Here is a 20,673-nt window from a genome sequence, read left to right as displayed (position 1 = left end):
AGCAGACAAGGCATATATTTTGTCTTGCCTACGTATAATATATACATTTTGGGCAAATCTACAAGGATAAGGTGCTTCCGGCAGAAAGATTCCACAGATAGTCGCTCTTTTTTCGAATGTGTTCGAGCAAGGGCTTTTCTTCATTTGTGGAGAACGAATCTGTTGTATGAGTTCCATTATAAGGTACCAAACAAAGGTTCGCAACGAAATTTTTAAGTGAGTAGACATGAGGGGTGAGTTAAAGTTGGCAGGACATCTTGTTCAATATGGTCGACGCACTCGGCGTAGTTATGCACGTATTAACGAGGTACTTGAAGTTCCGAACCTTATTGAGATCCAACAAAAATCCTATGAATGGTTTTTGGAAGAAGGATTGCGTGAAATGTTCCAGGATATTTCGCCAATTCAGGACTTCACGGGTAACCTGGTTTTGGAGTTTATCGACTACAGCCTCGGAGAGCCTAAATATACAGTAGATGACGCGAAAGAACGCGACGTTACGTATGCGGCGCCGCTGCGGGTGAAGGTCCGGCTTATTAATAAAGAAACCGGAGAAGTGAAAGAGCAGGAAGTGTTCATGGGAGACTTCCCGCTGATGACCGAAACCGGTACATTTATTATTAATGGTGCGGAACGGGTTATTGTCAGCCAGTTGGTTCGCTCTCCCAGCGTCTATTTCAGCACAAAAGTAGATAAAAACGGGAAAACGGCATACACTGCAACGGTTATCCCTAACCGGGGTGCATGGCTCGAACTGGAGATGGATGCAAAGGATATCATCTATGTCCGCATCGACCGTACCCGTAAAATACCTGTTACTGTTCTGCTGCGCGCCCTTGGTTTTGGTACAGATGCTGAAATCCTGGATTTGCTCGGCAATGACGAATACATCCGCAATACACTCGACAAGGATAATACGGATTCCACGGAGAAAGCGCTGATCGAGATTTACGAGCGTCTTCGTCCGGGCGAACCACCGACACTGGAAAATGCGAAAAGCTTGCTCGTAGCTCGCTTCTTCGATCCAAAGCGTTACGATCTGGCCAATGTTGGCCGCTACAAAATCAATAAAAAGCTTCATATCAAGAACCGTCTGTTTAACCAGCGGCTTGCCGAATCTCTGATTGATACCACCACAGGTGAAATCATTGCCGAAGCGGGACAAATGGTTGACCGTCGACTCTTGGACGAAATCATGCCACATCTGGAGAATTCGGTCGGCCACCGCACGTATCATGTGGCAAGCGGCGTGCTGGACAGCAACGACATTCCGCTGCAAACGATCGACGTATTCTCGCCGATTGAAGACGGTAAAGTCATCAAGCTGATCGCTAACGGAAATATCGACAAGACGGTCAAGAACATTACGCCGGCGGATATCATTTCCTCCATCAGCTATTTCATTAACCTTCTGCATGGCATCGGCAGCACGGATGATATTGACCATCTGGGCAACCGCCGTCTGCGTTCCGTAGGCGAATTGCTGCAAAACCAGTTCCGCATCGGTCTGTCCCGTATGGAACGTGTTGTTCGTGAAAGAATGTCCATCCAGGACGCGAATGTCATTACACCGCAAGCTTTGATCAACATTCGTCCGGTGATCGCTTCCATCAAGGAGTTCTTCGGAAGCTCGCAGCTGTCACAGTTTATGGACCAGACGAACCCGCTGGCGGAATTGACGCACAAGCGCCGTCTGTCCGCACTCGGACCGGGCGGTCTGACTCGTGAACGCGCGGGCATGGAAGTGCGGGACGTTCACCCGAGCCACTACGGCCGGATGTGTCCGATCGAGACCCCGGAGGGTCCGAACATCGGTCTGATCAACTCGCTGTCGACTTTTGCGCGGATCAATGAGTACGGCTTTATCGAAGCGCCTTACCGCTGGGTTGATCCGAAGACCGGCAAAGTAACGGATCAGATTGACTACCTGACAGCCGATGAAGAGGATAACTACATTGTTGCCCAGGCGAACGCGGAATTGAATGAAGACAATACATTCAAGGACGAAATCGTCATTGTGCGTTACAACAAGCAGTCTGACAACATCCTTCCGATGCCGAGTAACCGTGTAGACTACATGGACGTATCGCCGAAGCAGGTTGTGTCTGTAGCGACAGCGCTTATTCCGTTCCTGGAAAATGACGACTCCAACCGCGCGCTGATGGGATCCAACATGCAGCGGCAGGCTGTTCCGCTTCTTATTCCTAAGGCTCCTTTGGTTGGTACGGGCATGGAACATAAATCCGCCAAAGATTCCGGTGTATGTATTGTATCCAAGTATGACGGGATTATTGAACGTTCTTCCGCCAATGAAATCTGGCTGCGCCGCATTGAAACAGTGGATGGCAGCGAAGTCAAAGGCGATATTGTTAAATATAAATTACACAAATTTATGCGTTCGAACCAAGGAACATGCATCAATCAGCGTCCGATTGTAAAACGCGGAGATGTGGTGAAAAAAGGCGATATCCTGGCTGACGGACCTTCGACCGAAATGGGCGAATTGGCTCTGGGACGCAATGTGGTCGTAGCCTTCATGACTTGGGAAGGTTACAACTACGAGGATGCGATCTTGCTCTCCGAGAAGCTCGTGAAGGAAGATGTCTATACCTCTATTCATATTGAGGAGTACGAATCCGAAGCACGGGATACGAAACTCGGACCTGAAGAAATTACGCGTGACATTCCTAACGTCGGTGAAGAAGCGCTGCGCAATCTGGATGAACGCGGAATTATCCGCATCGGTGCCGAGATTGGCGCCGGAGACATCCTGGTTGGCAAGGTAACGCCTAAAGGCGTGACAGAGCTGACTGCTGAAGAACGTCTCTTGCACGCTATCTTCGGTGAAAAAGCGCGTGAAGTTCGTGATACTTCTCTGCGTGTGCCGCACGGTACGGATGGTATCGTGGTTGACGTTAAGGTGTTTACCCGCGAAAACGGCGATGAACTGCCACCTGGAGTTAATCAGCTTGTCCGTGTGTACATCGCACAGAAGCGTAAAATTTCCGAGGGTGACAAAATGGCCGGCCGTCACGGTAACAAAGGTGTCGTGGCCCGTATTCTTCCGGAAGAAGATATGCCGTTCCTGCCTGACGGTACACCTGTACAGGTCGTACTGAACCCGCTGGGCGTGCCTTCACGGATGAACATCGGTCAGGTGCTGGAGGTTCACCTTGGCATGGCTGCCATGCGTCTCGGCATTCACGTCGCCACACCGGTTTTCGACGGTGCGAACGAGTACGACGTATTCGATACGATGGAAGAAGCTGGTATGCAGCGCAACGGTAAAACCGTGCTTTATGACGGCCGTACGGGCGAGCGCTTTGAGCGTGAAGTTACAGTCGGCGTCATGCATATGATCAAGCTGGCGCACATGGTTGACGACAAGATCCATGCCCGCTCCACAGGTCCTTACTCGCTTGTTACGCAGCAGCCGCTGGGTGGTAAAGCCCAATTCGGCGGCCAGCGCTTCGGTGAGATGGAGGTGTGGGCGCTGGAAGCTTACGGTGCCGCTTATACACTGCAGGAAATTTTGACCGTGAAATCCGATGACGTGGTCGGACGTGTGAAAACATACGAATCGATCGTCAAAGGCGAAAACGTTCCGGAACCAGGCGTTCCTGAATCCTTTAAAGTATTGATCAAGGAACTGCAGAGCTTGGGTATGGATGTCAAGATTCTGTCCGAAGACGAGCAGGAAATTGAAATGAAAGAAATCGATGACGAAGACGACACCACCGGTGACAAACTGAGCCTGAATTTGGAGGGCGCGGAAGTCGGAATGGAATAAGTTCTTTCTGGCAAGTGACTCGTCTAAGACAATGGCAATGTGCAGGCTCCCGTAACGGTTCGTGAAGGCGGGCCGTTATGGAACCTAGTAATTAGGATAGGGTTAAGGAGGGTTGCTCCTTGTTGGACGTCAACAATTTCGAATACATGAAAATCGGGCTTGCATCCCCGGAAAAAATTCGCTCTTGGTCCCGCGGAGAAGTGAAAAAGCCGGAGACGATCAATTATCGTACGCTTAAACCTGAAAAAGAAGGACTGTTCTGCGAGAAAATTTTCGGGCCGACCAAGGACTGGGAATGTCACTGCGGCAAGTACAAACGCGTTCGTTACAAAGGCGTTGTCTGCGATCGCTGTGGTGTGGAAGTAACCCGCGCCAAGGTTCGCCGCGAACGGATGGGCCATATTGAGCTGGCTGCACCTGTATCGCATATTTGGTATTTTAAAGGGATTCCAAGCCGTATGGGCCTAGCGCTCGATATGTCGCCTCGTTCTCTTGAGGAGATTATTTACTTCGCATCTTATGTTGTAACAGATCCTGGCGATACGCCTTTGGAGAAAAAGCAGCTGCTTTCCGAAAAAGAGTACCGCAGCTACCGTGAGAAATATGGTTACGGTTTCCAGGCAGGCATGGGTGCGGAAGCTGTCAAAAAGCTTCTCCAGGACCTTGATATCGACAAAGAGCTCGAATTCCTGAAGGAAGAGCTGCGTACAGCTCAAGGCCAGCGTCGCAACCGTGCGATCAAACGCCTTGAAGTTATCGAAGCCTTCCGCAACTCCGGCAACCAGCCGGAATGGATGATCATGGACGTGCTGCCGGTCATTCCACCAGAGCTTCGCCCGATGGTTCAGCTCGATGGCGGACGTTTTGCGACTTCCGACCTGAATGATCTGTACCGCCGTGTGATCAACCGCAACAACCGTCTGAAAAGACTGCTTGACCTTGGTGCGCCTGACATCATCGTACAGAATGAAAAACGCATGCTTCAGGAAGCTGTCGATGCGCTGATCGATAACGGCCGCCGCGGACGTCCCGTTACCGGACCCGGCAACCGTCCTTTGAAATCCCTCAGCCATATGCTGAAGGGTAAACAAGGCCGCTTCCGTCAGAACCTGCTGGGTAAACGGGTAGACTACTCTGGCCGTTCGGTTATCGTAGTAGGTCCTTACCTGAAAATGTACCAGTGTGGTCTGCCGAAAGAGATGGCGCTGGAGCTGTTCAAGCCTTTCGTAATGAAAGAGCTTGTAAATAAAGGGCTTGCCCATAACATCAAGAGCGCAAAACGCAAGGTTGAACGCGTAAGCGCCGAAGTATGGGATGTGCTCGAAGAAGTGATCAAGGAGCATCCGGTTCTGCTGAACCGTGCCCCTACGCTGCACCGTCTCGGTATTCAGGCGTTTGAACCGATCCTCGTCGAAGGTCGCGCCATCCGCTTGCATCCGCTCGTATGTACGGCATACAACGCCGACTTCGACGGTGACCAAATGGCCGTACACGTTCCGCTGTCCGCTGAAGCACAGGCTGAAGCGCGCCTGCTGATGCTTGCTTCCGGGAACATTCTGAACCCGAAAGACGGCAAGCCGGTTGTCACCCCATCCCAGGATATGGTCTTGGGCTCTTACTACCTGACGATGGACAACAAAGAAGAACAAGGCACAGGCATGATCCTGGGCAGCGTCAACGAAGCTGTATCCGCCTATCAGCGCGGAACCGCAGGTCTGCATGCACGCGTAGCTATTCCGGTTAAGGTGCTTGGCAAAACAAGCTTCACCGAAAAGCAGCAAAATGCGATGCTGATCACAACCATCGGTAAAATTATTTTTAACGAAATTTTCCCTGCGAGCTTCCCGTATATCAACAATGCGACACGCGCCAACCTTCTTGAAGGAACGGCGGAGGAGTTCTTTATCTATGATAAAGGCGCCAACATTGTTGAGGCGATTCAAAACGCGCCGCAGGCAAGCGGGGTTGGCAAGGACTACCTTGGCAACATTATCGCCCGCTGCTTCGAGATTTACCATACAACAGAGACTGCTGTGATTTTGGATAAAATCAAACAGCTCGGTTTCACATATTCTACCCGCGCAGGCGTAACTGTAGCGGTCTCCGACGTTGTCGTGCCTGAAGAGAAGAAGAAAATTCTGGAGGAATCCGATGCCAAGGCGCAAATCGTTACGAATCAGTACCGCCGTGGTCTGATTACGAACGAAGAGCGTTATGACCGGATTATCGACATCTGGTCCAAGGCGAAGGATGAGCTGACGGACGTGCTGCTGAAATCCATGGACCGCTACAACTCCATCATGATGATGGTAGACTCCAAGGCGCGCGGTAACAAATCGCAGATTACCCAGCTTGGAGGCATGCGTGGTCTGATGGCGAACCCGTCCGGGCGCATTATCGAGCTCCCGATCAAGTCGAACTTCCGTGAAGGCCTGACCGTACTCGAGTACTTCATCTCGACGCACGGTGCCCGTAAAGGTCTGGCGGATACGGCACTTCGTACGGCGGACTCCGGTTACCTGACACGCCGTCTCGTTGACGTGGCGCAGGATGTCATCGTCCGCGAGGATGATTGCGGTACGGATAAAGGCTTTACCGTCGGCCGGATTCAAGACGGCAAAGAGGTTATCGAGGATCTGTATGATCGTCTGGAAGGACGCTACTGCTTCGAAACAGTCCGTCATCCGGAAACGGGTGAAATTATTGCCCGCCGCAATGAGCTGATCGATTCCGATAAAGCGGAAGCGATCGTCAAGGCGGGAATCGACAAGGTGCAAATCCGGTCCGTACTCAGCTGCCGTGCGAAACATGGTGTCTGCAAAAAGTGTTATGGCCGCAACCTGGCTACCGGGAAGTTTGTTGAGATCGGTGAAGCAGTTGGAATTATCGCTGCCCAATCCATTGGCGAACCGGGAACACAGCTCACCATGCGTACGTTCCACACCGGCGGTGTTGCGGGTGACGATATCACCCAGGGTCTGCCTCGTATTCAGGAGCTCTTTGAAGCCCGTAACCCTAAGGGTCAAGCCACAATCAGTGAGATTGACGGTACGGTTAAAGAAATCCGCGAAGGCAAGGACCGCCGTGAAATCGATATCGAAGGGGAAGCGGAAACCAAAACGTACTCTGTCACCTACGGCTCTCGTCTGCGCGTAAGTGAAGGCATGGCCATTGAAGCTGGTGACGAACTGACGGACGGTTCCATTGACCCTAAAGAAATGCTGCGCATTAAAGGTATCCGCGGCGTGCAGAACTATATCCTTCAGGAGGTTCAGCGTGTATACCGGAACCAGGGCGTAGAAATCAACGACAAACACGTTGAAGTCATGATTCGTCAGATGCTGCGCAAAATCCGTATCATTGATGCGGGCGACACAACGCTTCTGCCTGGATCTTTCGTTGACGTACATGAATATGAAGCTGCCAATAAAGTGGCTATCCTGAACGGCAAGGAGCCTGCAGTAGCCAAACCGGTTCTGCTGGGTATCACCAAGGCGTCCCTTGAAACGGATTCCTTCCTGTCCGCGGCTTCGTTCCAGGAAACAACACGCGTGTTGACCGATGCTGCAATCAAAGGCAAAGTGGACCAACTGCTCGGCCTGAAAGAAAATGTGATCATCGGCAAGCTTATTCCTGCGGGAACAGGCATGAACCGCTACCGCAGCGTGCAAATCATGGAGCCTGATAACGGAGATTCTTCTCCGGAAGAGCTCGAACCGGTATCGGCTGACTAAGCCAATTGGATGAACACCAGTTCTATCAGTTAAGATTCACTAGGTTAGGGACATGGAGAAAGGAAGGGGAAAGCTTCTGCCTGCCCCCTTCCTGGCCATGTTCCAAATCCTTGTAATTGATATGAATTAATATCTTGACATTGCCTATTCGTCAGTGCTAATATAGCAAAGGTGCGTGAGATGCAGGATTGTGATTAAGGTCTTTTCGGAGGAATGCGAAATGTCTAAAGAACAAAGTCTGCAAGATGCTCATGTCAAGATCGGTACCAAACAGACCATTAAGATGGTTGAATTGGGCTTCGCCTCGGAAGTATATTTGGCTGAAGACGCAGATCCGCGCCTCACTTCCAGACTTGTTGAACTGTGCGACAAGCACGGGGTTAAAGTGACGCTAGTCGATACGATGAGCAATCTCGGCAAGGCCTGCGGAATCGAAGTGGGAGCTGCAATGGCTGCTATCGTAAAACAATAGGGTAAGAAACGTTTTTGTCAGCAGGGTTTAAGAGAATCCAAAAGGCAAAAACTTTTCATTTGTTCTTTTATGAACCGCCTGGGTCTGTGGACTTAAAAGTGTGTTTATCAAAAGATCATGAAGAATTGAGGAAGGAGGTGGCAGTACAATGCCAACTATTAACCAATTGGTGCGTAAAGGCCGTAAAGCCAAAATCGAAAAGTCTAAATCACCAGCTCTGCAAAGAGGTTTCAATGCTTTGAAACGTGAAGCTACCGACATCAGCTCTCCGCAAAAACGCGGTGTCTGCACTCGTGTAGGTACAATGACTCCGAAAAAACCGAACTCCGCGCTTCGTAAATATGCTCGTGTTCGCTTGACGAACCGTGTAGAGGTGACGGCTTATATTCCGGGTATCGGACATAACCTGCAAGAGCACAGTGTCGTGCTGATTCGCGGTGGTCGTGTAAAAGACCTTCCGGGTGTACGTTACCACATCGTACGCGGTGCTTTGGATACAGCAGGCGTGAACAACCGTATGCAGGCTCGTTCCAAATACGGCGCGAAACGTCCTAAAGCTAAAAAGGCTTAATGAAAAATAGACCGGCAGCTGCCGGCTGAACAATTGAGAAAGGGGGATATCCATGCCACGCAAAGGTCCAGTTACCAAGAGAGACGTGCTGCCTGATCCAGTGTATAACAGCAAGCTTGTTACACGTTTGATCAACCGCATCATGCTCGACGGAAAACGCGGAGTTGCTCAAAGCATCCTGTATAATGCATTCAACATCATTCAGGAGCGTACGGGCAACGATCCAATGGAAGTATTTGAAGCAGCTATCAAGAATATCATGCCAGTCCTGGAAGTTAAAGCTCGCCGTGTAGGCGGTGCCAACTACCAAGTACCAATCGAGGTTAAACCCGAGAGACGTACTTCCCTGGGACTCCGTTGGCTCGTGAACTACTCGCGCAGCCGCGGTGAGAAGACAATGGAAGAGCGTCTGGCTGCAGAAATCATCGACGCATCCAACAACACTGGTGCTTCCGTTAAGAAACGTGAAGACACACACAAAATGGCTGAAGCGAACAAAGCGTTTGCTCACTACCGCTGGTAGGATTCAGCTCACTAATAAACTTCAATTTTGAAGGGAGACCCATTTCATGGCAAGAGAGTTCTCCTTGAAAAATACACGTAATATCGGGATCATGGCTCATATTGACGCTGGTAAAACTACCACAACTGAGCGGATTCTGTTCTACACTGGCCGTACGCACAAGATCGGTGAGGTTCACGAAGGCGCTGCGACAATGGACTGGATGGAACAGGAACAGGAGCGCGGGATCACGATTACATCCGCTGCTACCACTGCTGCTTGGAAGGGTCACCGCGTTAATATCATCGATACCCCAGGGCACGTTGACTTCACTGTTGAAGTTGAACGTTCCCTTCGTGTATTGGACGGAGCAGTAGGTGTTTTCAGTGCGAAGGAAGGCGTTGAGCCTCAGTCTGAAACCGTATGGAGACAGGCTGACCGCTACGGCGTTCCACGGATCGCATATGTAAACAAAATGGATATCATCGGTGCCGACTTCCTGAACGTTGTTAGCGACATGCGCGATCGTCTTCAAGCTAACGCTGTTGCGATTCAACTGCCAATCGGCGCTGAAAACGACTTTGTCGGTATCATCGATATCATTGAGCGCAAGGCTTATATGTACAAGGATGACCTTGGTCAAAATATCGAAGAAGCCGAAATTCCTGCAGAATATGCAGACAAAGTTGAAGAACTTCGTATGGAACTGGTAGAGAAGGTTGCAGAGCTGGACGAAGAGTTGACTATGAAATATCTTGAAGGAGAAGAGTTGACGGTTGAAGAAATCAAAGGCGCTCTCCGTCAAGGTGTCGTAGCCGTTAAAATCTTCCCGGTAATCTGCGGATCTTCTTATCGTAACAAAGGGGTTCAGCTGATGCTGGACGCTGTTATCGATTACCTGCCTGCTCCAATCGACGTGCCTGACATCAAGGGTGTTCTTGAAGACGGCACGGAAGCTATCCGTAAGTCTTCTGATGAAGAGCCATTCTCTGCATTGGCCTTCAAAATCATGACAGACCCTTACGTTGGTAAGCTGACATTCTTCCGCGTATATTCCGGCGTACTTCAATCCGGATCTTACGTATTGAATGCGACCAAAGGCAAGCGTGAGCGGATCGGACGTATCCTTCAGATGCATGCGAACAGCCGCCAGGAGATTACTGAAGTATACTCCGGTGATATCGCTGCTGCCGTAGGTTTGAAAGATACAGGCACAGGTGATACACTGTGTGATGAGAAGCATCCGGTAATTCTGGAATCCATGAACTTCCCGGATCCGGTTATCGAAATCGCGGTTGAGCCGAAAACAAAAGCTGACCAAGATAAGATGAGTACTGCTCTCAGCAAACTGACGGAAGAGGATCCAACTCTGCGTGCACACACCGATGAAGAAACAGGCCAAACGATTTTGGCTGGTATGGGTGAGCTTCACCTGGACATCATCATTGACCGTATGCGCCGCGAGTTCAAGGTAGAAACCAATGTGGGTAAACCTCAGGTTGCTTACCGTGAAACATTCCGTCAAGCTGCTCGTGTGGAAGGTAAATTTGTTCGTCAGTCCGGTGGTCGTGGTCAGTACGGTCACGTATGGGTTGAATTCGAGCCTCTGGAAGCAGGTACAGGCAGCCAGTTCGACAGCAAAATTGTCGGCGGGTCCGTTCCTCGCGAATACATCGCTCCGGCTCTTGCAGGTATCGAAGAACAAATGAAGAACGGTGTACTTGCCGGCTTCCCGCTTGTAGACGTAAAAGCTACCATCGTTGATGGTTCTTACCACGATGTCGACTCCAACGAGATGGCGTTCAAAATCGCTGGCTCGATGGCGCTGAAAGCAGCGAAAGACAAGTGTAAGCCTGTGTTGCTCGAGCCGATTATGAAAGTTGAAGTAACGGTTCCTGAGGAATACATGGGTGACGTAATGGGTATGCTGAACTCCCGCCGTGGCCGTATCGAAGGTATGGACTCCCGTGGCGGCGCTCAAATTATCCGTGCCAAAGTACCTCTGTCCGAAATGTTTGGATATTCCACAACACTTCGTTCCGGTACACAAGGCCGCGGCGTGTTCTCCATGGAGCTCTCTCACTATGAAGAAGTTCCTAAGAATATCGCTGAGGAAATCGTCTCCAAAGCCAAAGGCGAGTAATAAGTTTTACATGGTCGTCAGGTGTAGTAGTTTTATAATTGCGCACCTGATGGTCTAAACATAACCCAAGATATTGAGGAGGAATTGTTCAAATGGCAAAGGCTAAGTTTGAACGTACTAAACCACACGTTAACATTGGTACTATCGGTCACGTTGACCATGGTAAAACAACTCTGACTGCTGCTATCACAACTGTACTGTCCAAAACTTACGGCGGTGCTGCAGTAGCATTTGATCAAATCGACAAAGCGCCAGAAGAAAGAGAACGTGGTATCACGATCTCCACAGCTCACGTTGAATACGAAACTGACCAACGTCACTATGCTCACGTTGACTGCCCAGGCCACGCTGACTATGTTAAAAACATGATCACTGGTGCTGCACAAATGGACGGAGCGATCCTGGTTGTATCCGCAGCTGACGGCCCAATGCCGCAAACTCGCGAGCACATCCTGCTCTCCCGTCAGGTAGGCGTTCCTTACATCGTCGTATTCCTGAACAAATGCGACATGGTTGAAGACGAAGAGCTTCTGGAACTGGTTGAAATGGAAGTTCGTGACCTGCTGAACGAATATGAATTCCCAGGTGACGACACTCCAATCACTCGTGGTTCTGCTCGTGAAGCTCTGCAAAACCCTGATGGCGAGTGGGCACAAAAAATCGTTGAGATGTTCAAAGAAATCGACACTTACATCCCAACTCCAGAACGCGACACTGACAAGCCTTTCCTGATGCCAGTCGAAGACGTATTCTCCATCACTGGTCGTGGTACAGTTGCTACTGGTCGTGTAGAGCGTGGTACTGTTAAAGTGGGCGACGAGATCGAAATCGTTGGTATCCACGAAGAAACTAAGAAATCCGTTGTTACGGGCGTTGAAATGTTCCGTAAATTGCTGGATTCCGCTCAAGCTGGTGACAACATCGGCGCCCTGCTGCGTGGTGTTGACCGTAACCAAATCGAGCGTGGTCAAGTACTTGCTAAGCCTGCTTCCGTTAAGCCTCATACTGAATTCACGGCTCAAGTATACGTACTGACCAAAGAAGAAGGCGGACGTCATAAGCCTTTCTTCACTGGCTACCGTCCACAATTCTATTTCCGTACAACTGACGTAACAGGTATCATCAACCTGCCAGAAGGTACTGAAATGGTTATGCCTGGCGACAACATCACAGTTACTGTACAACTGATCGCTCCAATCGCGATCGAAGAAGGTACTCGCTTCGCGATCCGCGAAGGCGGCCGTACAGTAGGTGCTGGCGCTGTAGCAACAATCTTGAAATAATAAGGGTTAACCCTTGAATATAAGCAACATTGTACTGGAACGAGCAACAGTGTACTGTAAAGGATTCAGAAGCCTCCGTCTTTCAGACGGGGGCTTTTTGCATTGCAGATTTGGGTCAAGAAAATCTTTTAGGATTTTGCTTGCATTGGGCTGCTATATTCTATATAATAAGAATGTTGTTTGCGACTGTGCGATGATGTGAGAGGTTACTGACACACCCGGCCCCTTTGCCATGGAGCGGTGGTCAGAAAATTTTCACGGAGTATGTCCGATACCAAATTGGGCGATAGAAGGAGGGACTAAAATGGCAAAGCAAAAAATTCGTATTCGTTTGAAAGCATACGATCACAGAATTCTTGATCAATCCGCTGAGAAAATTGTTGAAACAGCGAAACGTTCGGGTGCAGGTGTTTCCGGACCGATTCCGCTGCCTACTGAAAAACAAGTGATTACTATTCTCCGTGCGGTGCACAAGTACAAGGATTCCCGGGAGCAATTCGAAATGCGCACTCATAAGCGTCTGATCGACATCGTGAACCCGACTCCGCAAACTGTGGATGCCTTGATGCGCTTGGACCTGCCGTCCGGTGTAGATATCGAAATCAAACTGTAATAAACATGCGTGATTAAAGAAAGGAAAAGAGGTGTCAACATGAAAGGTATCTTAGGGAAAAAACTTGGAATGACCCAAGTATTTACCGCTGAGGGCAACGTGGTTGCCGTTACAGTTATCGAAGCTGGTCCTAACGTGGTTCTGCAAAAGAAAGACGCTGAGAATGACGGCTACGAAGCGGTACAGCTCGGGTTCTCCGACAAGAAAGAAAAGAACGCCAATAAACCTGAAGCAGGACATGCGAAAAAAGCAAACACTGCACCTAAGCGCTACGTTCGTGAATTCCGCGGTGTTGATCTGGCTGGGTACGAAGTTGGCCAAGAGATCAAGGCTGATATCTTCGCAGAGGGCGAATTCGTTGACGTAACAGGTACATCCAAAGGTAAAGGCTTTGCCGGCGTAATCAAACGTTGGGGACAAAGTACAGGACCTATGTCTCACGGTTCCCGTTACCACAGAGGACCAGGTTCCATGGGCTCCATTCAAGCGAACCGCGTTCCTAAAGGCAAACGTCTTCCAGGACATATGGGTCATGATACTGTGACTATTCAACGTCTTGAAGTTGTAAAAGTCGATGCAGAGCGCAACGTACTGCTCGTAAAAGGCTCCATCCCAGGACCGAAAAACAGCTTCGTAAAAATTCAAGCAACGGTGAAGAATTAATCGCCTGAAGAAAGGAGGAACACGAAATGCCAAAAGTAGCAGTCTACAATATCAGCGGCAGCCAAGTTGGCGAAGTTGAATTGAAAGATACAGTATTCGGTATCGAACCGAACAAGCACGTTCTTCATGAAGCAGTTGTTATGCAACTGGCATCCCTGCGTCAAGGGACTCATAAAGTGAAAGGTCGTTCCGAAGTACGCGGCGGCGGTCGCAAGCCTTGGAAACAAAAAGGCACTGGTCGCGCTCGTCAAGGATCCATCCGCGCTCCGCAATGGAAAGGCGGCGGTACTGTTTTCGGACCGACACCTCGCAGCTATGCGTACAAACTGCCTAAGAAAGTTCGCCGTCTGGCTATCAAATCGGCACTGTCTTCCAAAGTGATCGAGAACCAAATTATCGTACTGGACGCTCTTACTATGAACGCTCCTAAAACGAAAGAATTTGTTGCCATTTTGAACAACCTCAAAGCAGACCGTAAAGCTTTGGTCGTAGCTCCTAGCTATGATGATAATGTGGCTCTTTCCGCACGGAATATTCCTGGCGTGAAATTTGTCGCAGCAGATGGCATTAATGTTCTTGACGTGCTCAAACACGACAAACTGATCATTACGAAAGAAGCAGTCCAGAAAGTTGAGGAGGTGTTCGCGTAATGAAGGATCCTCGTGATATTATCAAACGTCCGATCATCACTGAGCGTACGGCTGAAATGATGACTGACTTGAAATATGTGTTTGAAGTGGATATCCGCTCGAACAAAACGGAAATCAAAAAAGCGATCGAAGCAATTTTCAACGTGAAGGTTGCGAATGTGAACACTCTGCGTGTTCCTGCGAAACCCAAACGTTATGGCCGTTATTCCGGTTACACCAGCGAGTGGAAAAAAGCTTTCGTAACGCTGACTAAAGACAGCAAACCGCTCGAGTTTTTTGAAACGGTATAATTGAAACTGTAAAGTAAGGAGGGAAATTCAGTGCCAATCAAAAAGTACAAACCGACATCCCCGGCTAGACGCGCAATGTCCGTCTCTACTTTTGAAGAGATCACGACAAATCAGCCGGAGAAATCCTTGCTGGCGCCACTGAGCAAAAAAGCCGGCCGCAACAACCAAGGTAAAATTACGGTTCGTCACCATGGCGGCGGACATAAGCGTAAATACCGCATCATCGACTTCAAACGCAACAAAGACGGAATACCGGGCCGCGTTGCTACGATCGAATACGATCCGAACCGGACTTCCAACATCGCACTGATTCACTATGTGGATGGCGAGAAACGCTACATCATCGCTCCTAAAGGACTGAAAGTAGGAGACGAAGTAGTATCCGGAGTAGGCTCCGACATTAAAATCGGTAACGCTCTTCCACTGGAAAACATTCCGGTTGGTACGGTTATCCACAACATCGAGCTGAAGCCTGGCAAAGGCGGACAATTGGTTCGTGCAGCAGGTACGGAAGCACAATTGCTCGGTAAAGAAGAGAAGTATGTAACTGTTCGCCTTTCTTCCGGTGAAGTACGCCGCATTCTGAAAGTTTGCCGCGCTACAATCGGTTCCGTAGGCAACGAAGACCATGAGCTCGTTAAAATCGGTAAAGCCGGACGCAGCCGCTGGCTGGGACAACGTCCTGAAGTCCGCGGGGTAGTTATGAACCCTAACGATCACCCTCACGGTGGTGGTGAAGGTCGTGCTCCAATCGGACGTAAATCGCCTATGTCTCCATGGGGCAAACCGACTCTTGGCTACAAAACGCGTAAAAAAGGTAAAGCTTCTGATAAATACATCGTTCGCCGCCGCACGAAGTAATGCACGCTGTGCATAATGCGTGAACGAGCCACAAGGACGAATGTTTGACGAAGGGAGGATTCACACATGAGCCGCAGTCTTAAGAAGGGCCCATTCGTAGATGGGTACCTGTTGAAAAAAGTCGAGGTGCTGAACGAACAGGACAAGAAGGTCGTAATCAAAACCTGGTCCCGCCGTTCCACTATTTTCCCTCAGTTCATCGGACACACTTTCGGTGTGTATGACGGCCGTAAACATGTGCCTGTATACGTAACTGAAGATATGGTTGGCCACAAACTGGGCGAGTTCGCTCCAACCCGTACGTACAAAGGCCATACGGACGACGACAAGAAAACAAGAAGATAATGAACCAGCGCCATGTTTGAGAGGAGGTAAACTCAATGGAAGCAAAAGCACACGCTAGGTCTGTACGGATTTCCGCCCGTAAAGTCAAGCTCGTAATCGACTTGATTCGCGGTAAGCAAGTGGGTGAAGCGGTAGCAATTCTTCGCCACACACCTAAAGCTGCTTCTCCGGTAGTTGAAAAGCTGCTGAACTCTGCGATTGCCAATGCGGAGCATAACTATTCCATGGACGTAAACAACCTGGTTGTTTCCGAAGTGTTTGTCAACCAAGGTCCAACGATGAAACGTTTCCGTCCGCGCGCAATGGGACGTGCAAGCCGGATTAATAAACGCACCAGCCACATCACTTTGGTGGTATCTGAAAAATAAGGAGGGAAAACGTGTGGGACAAAAGGTAAATCCCGTCGGACTCCGAATCGGTATTATCCGTGATTGGGAATCCAAATGGTACGCAGGCAAAGATTTCGGTGATCTTTTGCTGGAAGACGTAAAAATTCGTGAGCACCTGAAAAATAAACTGAAAGACTCCGCTGTATCCCGTATCGAGATTGAAAGAGCGGCGAACCGCATCAACGTAACAATCCACACTGCGAAACCAGGTATGGTTATCGGTAAAGGTGGTTCTGAAGTTGAAAATTTGCGTGGTGAAATCACCAAAATCGCAGGCGGTAAAAAGGTTCACATCAACATTTCTGAAATTAAAAACCCTGAGCTGGACGCAATTCTTGTTGCTGAGAGCATCGCACAACAGCTGGAGCGCCGTGTTTCCTTCCGTCGTGCTTTGAAACAAGCAATTCAAAGAACAATGCGTGCAGGTGCAAAAGGGATCAAAACTCAAGTGGGCGGCCGTCTTGGCGGTGCTGAGATCGCTCGTTCGGAAGGCTACAGTGAAGGAACTGTTCCACTGCACACGCTTCGTGCCGACATTGACTATGGTACAGCGGAAGCTCATACTACTTATGGCCGTATCGGCGTAAAAGTATGGATCTATCGTGGAGAGGTTCTTCCTACGGCTAAGAAACAAGCTGCTCAGGAAGGAGGCAACTAATCATGTTGGTACCAAAACGCGTCAAACACCGCAAGCAGCAACGCGGTCATATGAAAGGCCGTGCTAAAGGCGGTACAACTTTGAACTTCGGTGAATACGGTTTGCAAGCTCTTGAGCCATCCTGGATCACTAACCGTCAAATCGAATCCGCTCGTATCGCGATGACTCGTTACATCAAACGTGGCGGTAAAGTTTGGATTAAAATTTTCCCTGACAAACCGATTACACAAAAGCCTCTTGAAGTGCGGATGGGTAGCGGTAAAGGTAACGTGGAAAAATGGGTTGCAGTTGTGAAACCTGGTAAGATCATGTTTGAGCTTGCCGGCGTTCCGGAAGAGGTTGCTCGCGAAGCTATGCGTCTTGCCGCTCACAAGCTGCCAATCAAAACTAAGTTTGTGAAACGTGAAGAATTGGGTGGTGAAGTAAATGAAGGCTAATGAATTTCGCAACCTAACCACTGCAGAACTTGAGCAAAAAATTTCCGGGTTTAAAGAAGAACTCTTTAACCTCCGCTTTCAACTCGCTACCGGTCAGCTCGACAATCCTGTCCGCATCCGCGATGTGCGCAAAGACATTGCTCGTGCAAAAACCGTGATTCGTGAAAGAGAACTTGGGATTAGCTAAGATCAATGTTGATTGATATCCCGTATGTATTCAGGAAGGAGGCACACAATGAGCGAACGTAATGCCCGTAGAGTGCAAGTTGGTAAAGTAGTCAGCGACAAAATGGACAAAACGATTGTGGTTGCTGTAGAAACCTACAAAAAACATGATCTGTACCATAAACGCATTAAGTACACTAAAAAGTTCAAAGCTCATGATGAGAACAACACTGCGCAAATCGGTGATACTGTTAAAATCATGGAAACTCGCCCTCTGTCCAAGGATAAAAACTGGAGACTGGTCGAGATCGTTGAAAAAGCAGTAATTATCTAATGAACCTGCAGTTTTGCCGAAAGGAGGAAATCTAAATGATTCAACCATTTACACGTTTGGCTGTGGCTGACAACTCCGGTGCGAAGGAATTGATGTGTATCCGCGTACTCGGTGGTACGGGACGTCGTACGGCTCAAATCGGTGATCTGATCGTTTGTTCCGTAAAACAAGCAACACCAGGCGGCGTTGTCAAAAAGGGTGACGTTGTTAAAGCGGTTGTGGTTCGTACGAAGCGTTCCACTCGCCGTAAGGACGGATCTTACATTGGTTTTGACGAAAACGCAGCTGTTGTTGTTAAAGAAGATAAAAGCCCGCGCGGAACACGTATTTTCGGACCTGTTGCTCGCGAACTTCGCGATAAAGACTTCATGAAAATCGTTTCCTTGGCACCGGAAGTTATCTAATAACAGATTCTGCGGAATTTCGAATAGAGCGAGTTCTTAACCCCTTTTATCAAGGACGCAATAGGAGGTGTACGAAATGCCAAAAGTGAAAAAGGTTCTGGAATCCCACAACAACAAGCTTCACGTCAAAAAAGACGATACGGTTATGGTGATTACCGGTAAGGATAAGGGTAAAAAAGGCCGCGTTATCGCTGCTTATCCTCGTGAAAACCGTGTGCTTGTGGAAGGTGTGAACATGATCAAAAAACACCAAAAGCCTAACCAGCAAAATCCACAAGGCGGTATTATCGAGCAGGAAGCTCCGATCCACGTATCTAACGTTATGCACATCGACCCTAAGAGCGGAAAAGTAACCCGTATCGGTTACAAAGTGCTGGAGAACGGTAAAAAAGTGCGCGTTGCCAAACGTTCCGGAGAACAAATCGATAAATAAGACTGTTTAAAGAAAGGAGGCCCATAATTCATGGCAGCAAGAATGAAAGAACGTTACCTGAATGAAATTACTCCTGCTTTGATGCAGAAGTTCAATTATACAACGGTTATGCAGGTTCCGAAAATCGAGAAAGTCGTAATCAACATGGGGGTTGGCGACGCTGTTCAAAACTCCAAAGTGCTTGATTCGGCTGTAAACGACATGCAACTGATCGCCGGCCAAAAACCGGTTATCACACGTGCGAAGAAATCGATCGCCGGTTTCAAACTGCGTGAGAACATGCCAATCGGGGTTAAAGTAACACTGCGCGGTGAGCGTATGTACTACTTCCTGGATAAACTGTTTAACATCACGCTTCCGCGTGTACGTGACTTCCGTGGTGTATCCACCAAAGCCTTTGACGGCCGCGGCAACTACACACTGGGTCTGAAAGAACAGCTGATCTTCCCTGAGATCGAGTATGATAAAGTGGATAAAGTACGCGGTATGGACATCGTTATCGTAACGACTGCCAAAACCGACGAAGAGTCCCGCGAACTGCTGACTCAACTGGGAATGCCTTTTGCAAAGTAATGACGGCTTAACGTAGTGGGTTTTATGATAACCCAATTCTCCGAAAATATTTAGGAGGTGTCAGGCTAAGTGGCAAAAACTTCGATGAAAGTTAAACAACAACGCACGCCGAAGTTCAAAGTTCGTGCGTACACTCGCTGCGAGCGTTGCGGTCGTCCACATTCGGTGTTGCAAAAATTCAAGATCTGCAGAATTTGCTTCCGTGAATTAGCTTATAAAGGCCAGATTCCTGGCGTGAAAAAAGCAAGCTGGTAAAAAGTCCTGTACGGGAAGGAGGTTTATACACAATGACTATGTCTGATCCAATTGCAGATATGCTTACTCGTATTCGTAACGCGAACACAGTTCGTCACGAAACAGTAGAAATGCCTGCTTCGACAATGAAAAAGCAAATCGCCGAAATCCTGAAGCGTGAAGGCTTTATCCGGGATGCGGAGTTTATTGAAGATAACAAACAAGGGATTATCCGTGTTTTCCTGAAATACGGTGCCAACAATGAGCGTGTCATTACTGGTCTGAAAAGAATCAGCAAACCAGGTCTTCGCGTGTACACGAAGAGCAACGAAATTCCTCGCGTACTCGGCGGTCTGGGCATCGCGATTATCTCGACTTCCAAAGGTGTAATGACTGATAAAGAAGCACGTCAGTCCAAAGCCGGCGGCGAGGTTGTTTGCTACGTTTGGTAATACCACGTTAACAAGATAGGAGGTGCAACATATGTCCCGTATTGGTCGCAAGCCAATCACAGTACCAAGTGGTGTGGATGTCACACTGAACAACACAGTAATCACGGTTAAAGGACCAAAAGGAACTTTGACACGCGAGCTTCATAAAGACATGAAGGTCACTGTGGAAAACAATGAAATTAGCGTTGTTCGTCCTTCGGACAACAAACTTCACCGTTCCCTTCACGGAACAACCCGCTCCGTTGTCAGCAACATGGTGAGCGGTGTAACAGAAGGTTTTGCAAAATCTCTGGAGCTGGTTGGGGTCGGATATCGTGCAAGCAAATCCGGAGATAAAGTCGTTCTGAACGTAGGATACTCCCATCCGGTAGAAATCACTCCAGAACCAGGCATCGAGTTCGAAGTTCCTTCGAATACAAAAATCATCGTTCGCGGTATCGATAAAGAGCGCGTAGGCGCATATGCTGCTAAAATTCGTTCCGTTCGCGAACCTGAGCCATACAAAGGCAAAGGGATCAAGTATGAAGGTGAACGCATTATTCGTAAAGAAGGTAAAGCCGGTAAGAAGAAATAATATTCTTGCCGCCTTTGTGCGGTCTTTCCTCTGGAGAGATATTGTGCTTCTTTTTTACCCAGTGCGTCTTGATATGAAGCTGTAAAGGCAAACTGAAGGGAGT

General features: G+C 48.9%; 24 protein-coding genes. All 24 read left to right on the top strand.

Annotated elements, in window-relative coordinates; all coding sequences use genetic code 11:
- Positions 1 to 244 precede the first annotated feature (244 nt).
- The 24 genes from rpoB (at position 245) to rplF (ending at position 20,570) form a co-directional block, all read left to right on the top strand.
- Positions 245 to 3,790, top strand: a complete 3,546-nt coding sequence (gene rpoB, locus ACE5KN_RS29225; protein WP_375528028.1) for a DNA-directed RNA polymerase subunit beta — start codon at positions 245 to 247, stop codon at positions 3,788 to 3,790.
- A 119-nt stretch (positions 3,791 to 3,909) separates the two neighbouring features.
- Complete coding sequence (rpoC, locus tag ACE5KN_RS29220) at positions 3,910 to 7,524, top strand: DNA-directed RNA polymerase subunit beta' (protein ID WP_375528029.1); 3,615 nt, start codon at positions 3,910 to 3,912, stop codon at positions 7,522 to 7,524.
- Positions 7,525 to 7,744: 220 nt separating this feature from the next.
- Positions 7,745 to 7,996 (top strand): ribosomal L7Ae/L30e/S12e/Gadd45 family protein, encoded by a 252-nt coding sequence (locus tag ACE5KN_RS29215; protein WP_375528030.1) that lies wholly within the window; start codon positions 7,745 to 7,747, stop codon positions 7,994 to 7,996.
- Positions 7,997 to 8,144: 148 nt separating this feature from the next.
- Positions 8,145 to 8,567, top strand: coding sequence for a 30S ribosomal protein S12 (gene rpsL / locus ACE5KN_RS29210; protein WP_375528031.1), 423 nt, complete (start codon positions 8,145 to 8,147; stop codon positions 8,565 to 8,567).
- Between the two features lie 52 nt (positions 8,568 to 8,619).
- On the top strand, positions 8,620 to 9,090 hold the full coding sequence (gene rpsG / locus ACE5KN_RS29205) for a 30S ribosomal protein S7 (RefSeq protein WP_375357238.1): 471 nt from the start codon (positions 8,620 to 8,622) through the stop codon (positions 9,088 to 9,090).
- 46 nt (positions 9,091 to 9,136) lie between these two features.
- Positions 9,137 to 11,212, top strand: a complete 2,076-nt coding sequence (fusA, locus tag ACE5KN_RS29200; protein WP_375528032.1) for an elongation factor G — start codon at positions 9,137 to 9,139, stop codon at positions 11,210 to 11,212.
- 92 nt (positions 11,213 to 11,304) lie between these two features.
- Positions 11,305 to 12,495 carry an elongation factor Tu gene (gene tuf / locus ACE5KN_RS29195; protein WP_375528033.1) on the top strand — a complete coding sequence of 397 codons (1,191 nt, stop codon included), beginning with the start codon at positions 11,305 to 11,307 and terminating at the stop codon, positions 12,493 to 12,495.
- 304 nt (positions 12,496 to 12,799) lie between these two features.
- Entirely contained in the window at positions 12,800 to 13,108 is a 309-nt protein-coding gene (gene rpsJ / locus ACE5KN_RS29190) for a 30S ribosomal protein S10 (RefSeq protein WP_006676490.1), read from the top strand.
- 39 nt (positions 13,109 to 13,147) lie between these two features.
- Positions 13,148 to 13,771 (top strand): 50S ribosomal protein L3, encoded by a 624-nt coding sequence (rplC, locus tag ACE5KN_RS29185; RefSeq protein ID WP_375528034.1) that lies wholly within the window; start codon positions 13,148 to 13,150, stop codon positions 13,769 to 13,771.
- Between the two features lie 26 nt (positions 13,772 to 13,797).
- The gene (gene rplD / locus ACE5KN_RS29180; protein WP_355325542.1) at positions 13,798 to 14,421 is read left to right on the top strand and encodes a 50S ribosomal protein L4; all 624 of its coding nucleotides are present in this window, start codon (positions 13,798 to 13,800) and stop codon (positions 14,419 to 14,421) included.
- Positions 14,421 to 14,711: a 50S ribosomal protein L23 gene (gene rplW, locus ACE5KN_RS29175; protein ID WP_375528035.1), complete on the top strand. Its 291-nt coding sequence runs from the start codon at positions 14,421 to 14,423 to the stop codon at positions 14,709 to 14,711. The genes rplD and rplW overlap by 1 nt, the downstream gene beginning before the upstream one ends.
- 30 nt (positions 14,712 to 14,741) lie before the next feature.
- Positions 14,742 to 15,572, top strand: coding sequence for a 50S ribosomal protein L2 (gene rplB / locus ACE5KN_RS29170; protein ID WP_375528036.1), 831 nt, complete (start codon positions 14,742 to 14,744; stop codon positions 15,570 to 15,572).
- 66 nt (positions 15,573 to 15,638) lie between these two features.
- On the top strand, positions 15,639 to 15,917 hold the full coding sequence (gene rpsS / locus ACE5KN_RS29165; RefSeq protein WP_305753582.1) for a 30S ribosomal protein S19: 279 nt from the start codon (positions 15,639 to 15,641) through the stop codon (positions 15,915 to 15,917).
- Positions 15,918 to 15,952: 35 nt separating this feature from the next.
- Complete coding sequence (gene rplV, locus ACE5KN_RS29160; RefSeq protein ID WP_375528037.1) at positions 15,953 to 16,285, top strand: 50S ribosomal protein L22; 333 nt, start codon at positions 15,953 to 15,955, stop codon at positions 16,283 to 16,285.
- 13 nt (positions 16,286 to 16,298) lie between these two features.
- Positions 16,299 to 16,964, top strand: coding sequence for a 30S ribosomal protein S3 (gene rpsC, locus ACE5KN_RS29155; RefSeq protein ID WP_355325532.1), 666 nt, complete (start codon positions 16,299 to 16,301; stop codon positions 16,962 to 16,964).
- A gap of 2 nt (positions 16,965 to 16,966) precedes the next feature.
- Complete coding sequence (rplP, locus tag ACE5KN_RS29150; protein ID WP_305753579.1) at positions 16,967 to 17,401, top strand: 50S ribosomal protein L16; 435 nt, start codon at positions 16,967 to 16,969, stop codon at positions 17,399 to 17,401.
- Positions 17,391 to 17,588 carry a 50S ribosomal protein L29 gene (gene rpmC, locus ACE5KN_RS29145; protein WP_355325528.1) on the top strand — a complete coding sequence of 66 codons (198 nt, stop codon included), beginning with the start codon at positions 17,391 to 17,393 and terminating at the stop codon, positions 17,586 to 17,588. The genes rplP and rpmC overlap by 11 nt, the downstream gene beginning before the upstream one ends.
- 48 nt (positions 17,589 to 17,636) lie before the next feature.
- Positions 17,637 to 17,900, top strand: a complete 264-nt coding sequence (gene rpsQ, locus ACE5KN_RS29140) for a 30S ribosomal protein S17 (protein ID WP_355325525.1) — start codon at positions 17,637 to 17,639, stop codon at positions 17,898 to 17,900.
- A gap of 35 nt (positions 17,901 to 17,935) precedes the next feature.
- On the top strand, positions 17,936 to 18,304 hold the full coding sequence (gene rplN, locus ACE5KN_RS29135; RefSeq protein WP_305753576.1) for a 50S ribosomal protein L14: 369 nt from the start codon (positions 17,936 to 17,938) through the stop codon (positions 18,302 to 18,304).
- A gap of 76 nt (positions 18,305 to 18,380) precedes the next feature.
- A complete protein-coding gene (gene rplX / locus ACE5KN_RS29130; RefSeq protein ID WP_355325521.1) occupies positions 18,381 to 18,737 on the top strand; it encodes a 50S ribosomal protein L24 in 357 nt (118 codons plus the stop codon).
- Between the two features lie 30 nt (positions 18,738 to 18,767).
- Positions 18,768 to 19,310 carry a 50S ribosomal protein L5 gene (gene rplE, locus ACE5KN_RS29125; protein ID WP_375528038.1) on the top strand — a complete coding sequence of 181 codons (543 nt, stop codon included), beginning with the start codon at positions 18,768 to 18,770 and terminating at the stop codon, positions 19,308 to 19,310.
- A 69-nt stretch (positions 19,311 to 19,379) separates the two neighbouring features.
- Positions 19,380 to 19,565, top strand: coding sequence for a type Z 30S ribosomal protein S14 (locus ACE5KN_RS29120; protein WP_013312154.1), 186 nt, complete (start codon positions 19,380 to 19,382; stop codon positions 19,563 to 19,565).
- Positions 19,566 to 19,597: 32 nt separating this feature from the next.
- Entirely contained in the window at positions 19,598 to 19,996 is a 399-nt protein-coding gene (gene rpsH / locus ACE5KN_RS29115) for a 30S ribosomal protein S8 (RefSeq protein ID WP_375528039.1), read from the top strand.
- Between the two features lie 31 nt (positions 19,997 to 20,027).
- On the top strand, positions 20,028 to 20,570 hold the full coding sequence (gene rplF, locus ACE5KN_RS29110; protein WP_375528040.1) for a 50S ribosomal protein L6: 543 nt from the start codon (positions 20,028 to 20,030) through the stop codon (positions 20,568 to 20,570).
- Positions 20,571 to 20,673: the final 103 nt, after the last annotated feature.

Source organism: Paenibacillus terreus (assembly GCF_042138595.1).
Lineage (GTDB): Bacteria > Bacillota > Bacilli > Paenibacillales > Paenibacillaceae > Paenibacillus > Paenibacillus terreus.
This window is presented reverse-complemented; position numbering and strand designations above follow the sequence as displayed.

What these genes read in the sequence shown, in the direction of transcription:
- ACE5KN_RS29215 (WP_375528030.1), top strand. Translation starts at nt 7,745, where the DNA reads ATGTCTAAAGAACAAAGTCTGCAAGATGCTCATGTCAAGATCGGTACC.
- rpsL (WP_375528031.1), top strand. Translation starts at nt 8,145, where the DNA reads ATGCCAACTATTAACCAATTGGTGCGTAAAGGCCGTAAAGCCAAAATC.
- rpsG (WP_375357238.1), top strand. Translation starts at nt 8,620, where the DNA reads ATGCCACGCAAAGGTCCAGTTACCAAGAGAGACGTGCTGCCTGATCCA.
- fusA (WP_375528032.1), top strand. Translation starts at nt 9,137, where the DNA reads ATGGCAAGAGAGTTCTCCTTGAAAAATACACGTAATATCGGGATCATG.
- tuf (WP_375528033.1), top strand. Translation starts at nt 11,305, where the DNA reads ATGGCAAAGGCTAAGTTTGAACGTACTAAACCACACGTTAACATTGGT.
- rpsJ (WP_006676490.1), top strand. Translation starts at nt 12,800, where the DNA reads ATGGCAAAGCAAAAAATTCGTATTCGTTTGAAAGCATACGATCACAGA.
- rplC (WP_375528034.1), top strand. Translation starts at nt 13,148, where the DNA reads ATGAAAGGTATCTTAGGGAAAAAACTTGGAATGACCCAAGTATTTACC.
- rplD (WP_355325542.1), top strand. Translation starts at nt 13,798, where the DNA reads ATGCCAAAAGTAGCAGTCTACAATATCAGCGGCAGCCAAGTTGGCGAA.
- rplW (WP_375528035.1), top strand. Translation starts at nt 14,421, where the DNA reads ATGAAGGATCCTCGTGATATTATCAAACGTCCGATCATCACTGAGCGT.
- rpsS (WP_305753582.1), top strand. Translation starts at nt 15,639, where the DNA reads ATGAGCCGCAGTCTTAAGAAGGGCCCATTCGTAGATGGGTACCTGTTG.
- rplV (WP_375528037.1), top strand. Translation starts at nt 15,953, where the DNA reads ATGGAAGCAAAAGCACACGCTAGGTCTGTACGGATTTCCGCCCGTAAA.
- rplP (WP_305753579.1), top strand. Translation starts at nt 16,967, where the DNA reads ATGTTGGTACCAAAACGCGTCAAACACCGCAAGCAGCAACGCGGTCAT.
- rpmC (WP_355325528.1), top strand. Translation starts at nt 17,391, where the DNA reads ATGAAGGCTAATGAATTTCGCAACCTAACCACTGCAGAACTTGAGCAA.
- rpsQ (WP_355325525.1), top strand. Translation starts at nt 17,637, where the DNA reads ATGAGCGAACGTAATGCCCGTAGAGTGCAAGTTGGTAAAGTAGTCAGC.
- rplN (WP_305753576.1), top strand. Translation starts at nt 17,936, where the DNA reads ATGATTCAACCATTTACACGTTTGGCTGTGGCTGACAACTCCGGTGCG.
- rplX (WP_355325521.1), top strand. Translation starts at nt 18,381, where the DNA reads ATGCCAAAAGTGAAAAAGGTTCTGGAATCCCACAACAACAAGCTTCAC.
- rplE (WP_375528038.1), top strand. Translation starts at nt 18,768, where the DNA reads ATGGCAGCAAGAATGAAAGAACGTTACCTGAATGAAATTACTCCTGCT.
- rpsH (WP_375528039.1), top strand. Translation starts at nt 19,598, where the DNA reads ATGACTATGTCTGATCCAATTGCAGATATGCTTACTCGTATTCGTAAC.
- rplF (WP_375528040.1), top strand. Translation starts at nt 20,028, where the DNA reads ATGTCCCGTATTGGTCGCAAGCCAATCACAGTACCAAGTGGTGTGGAT.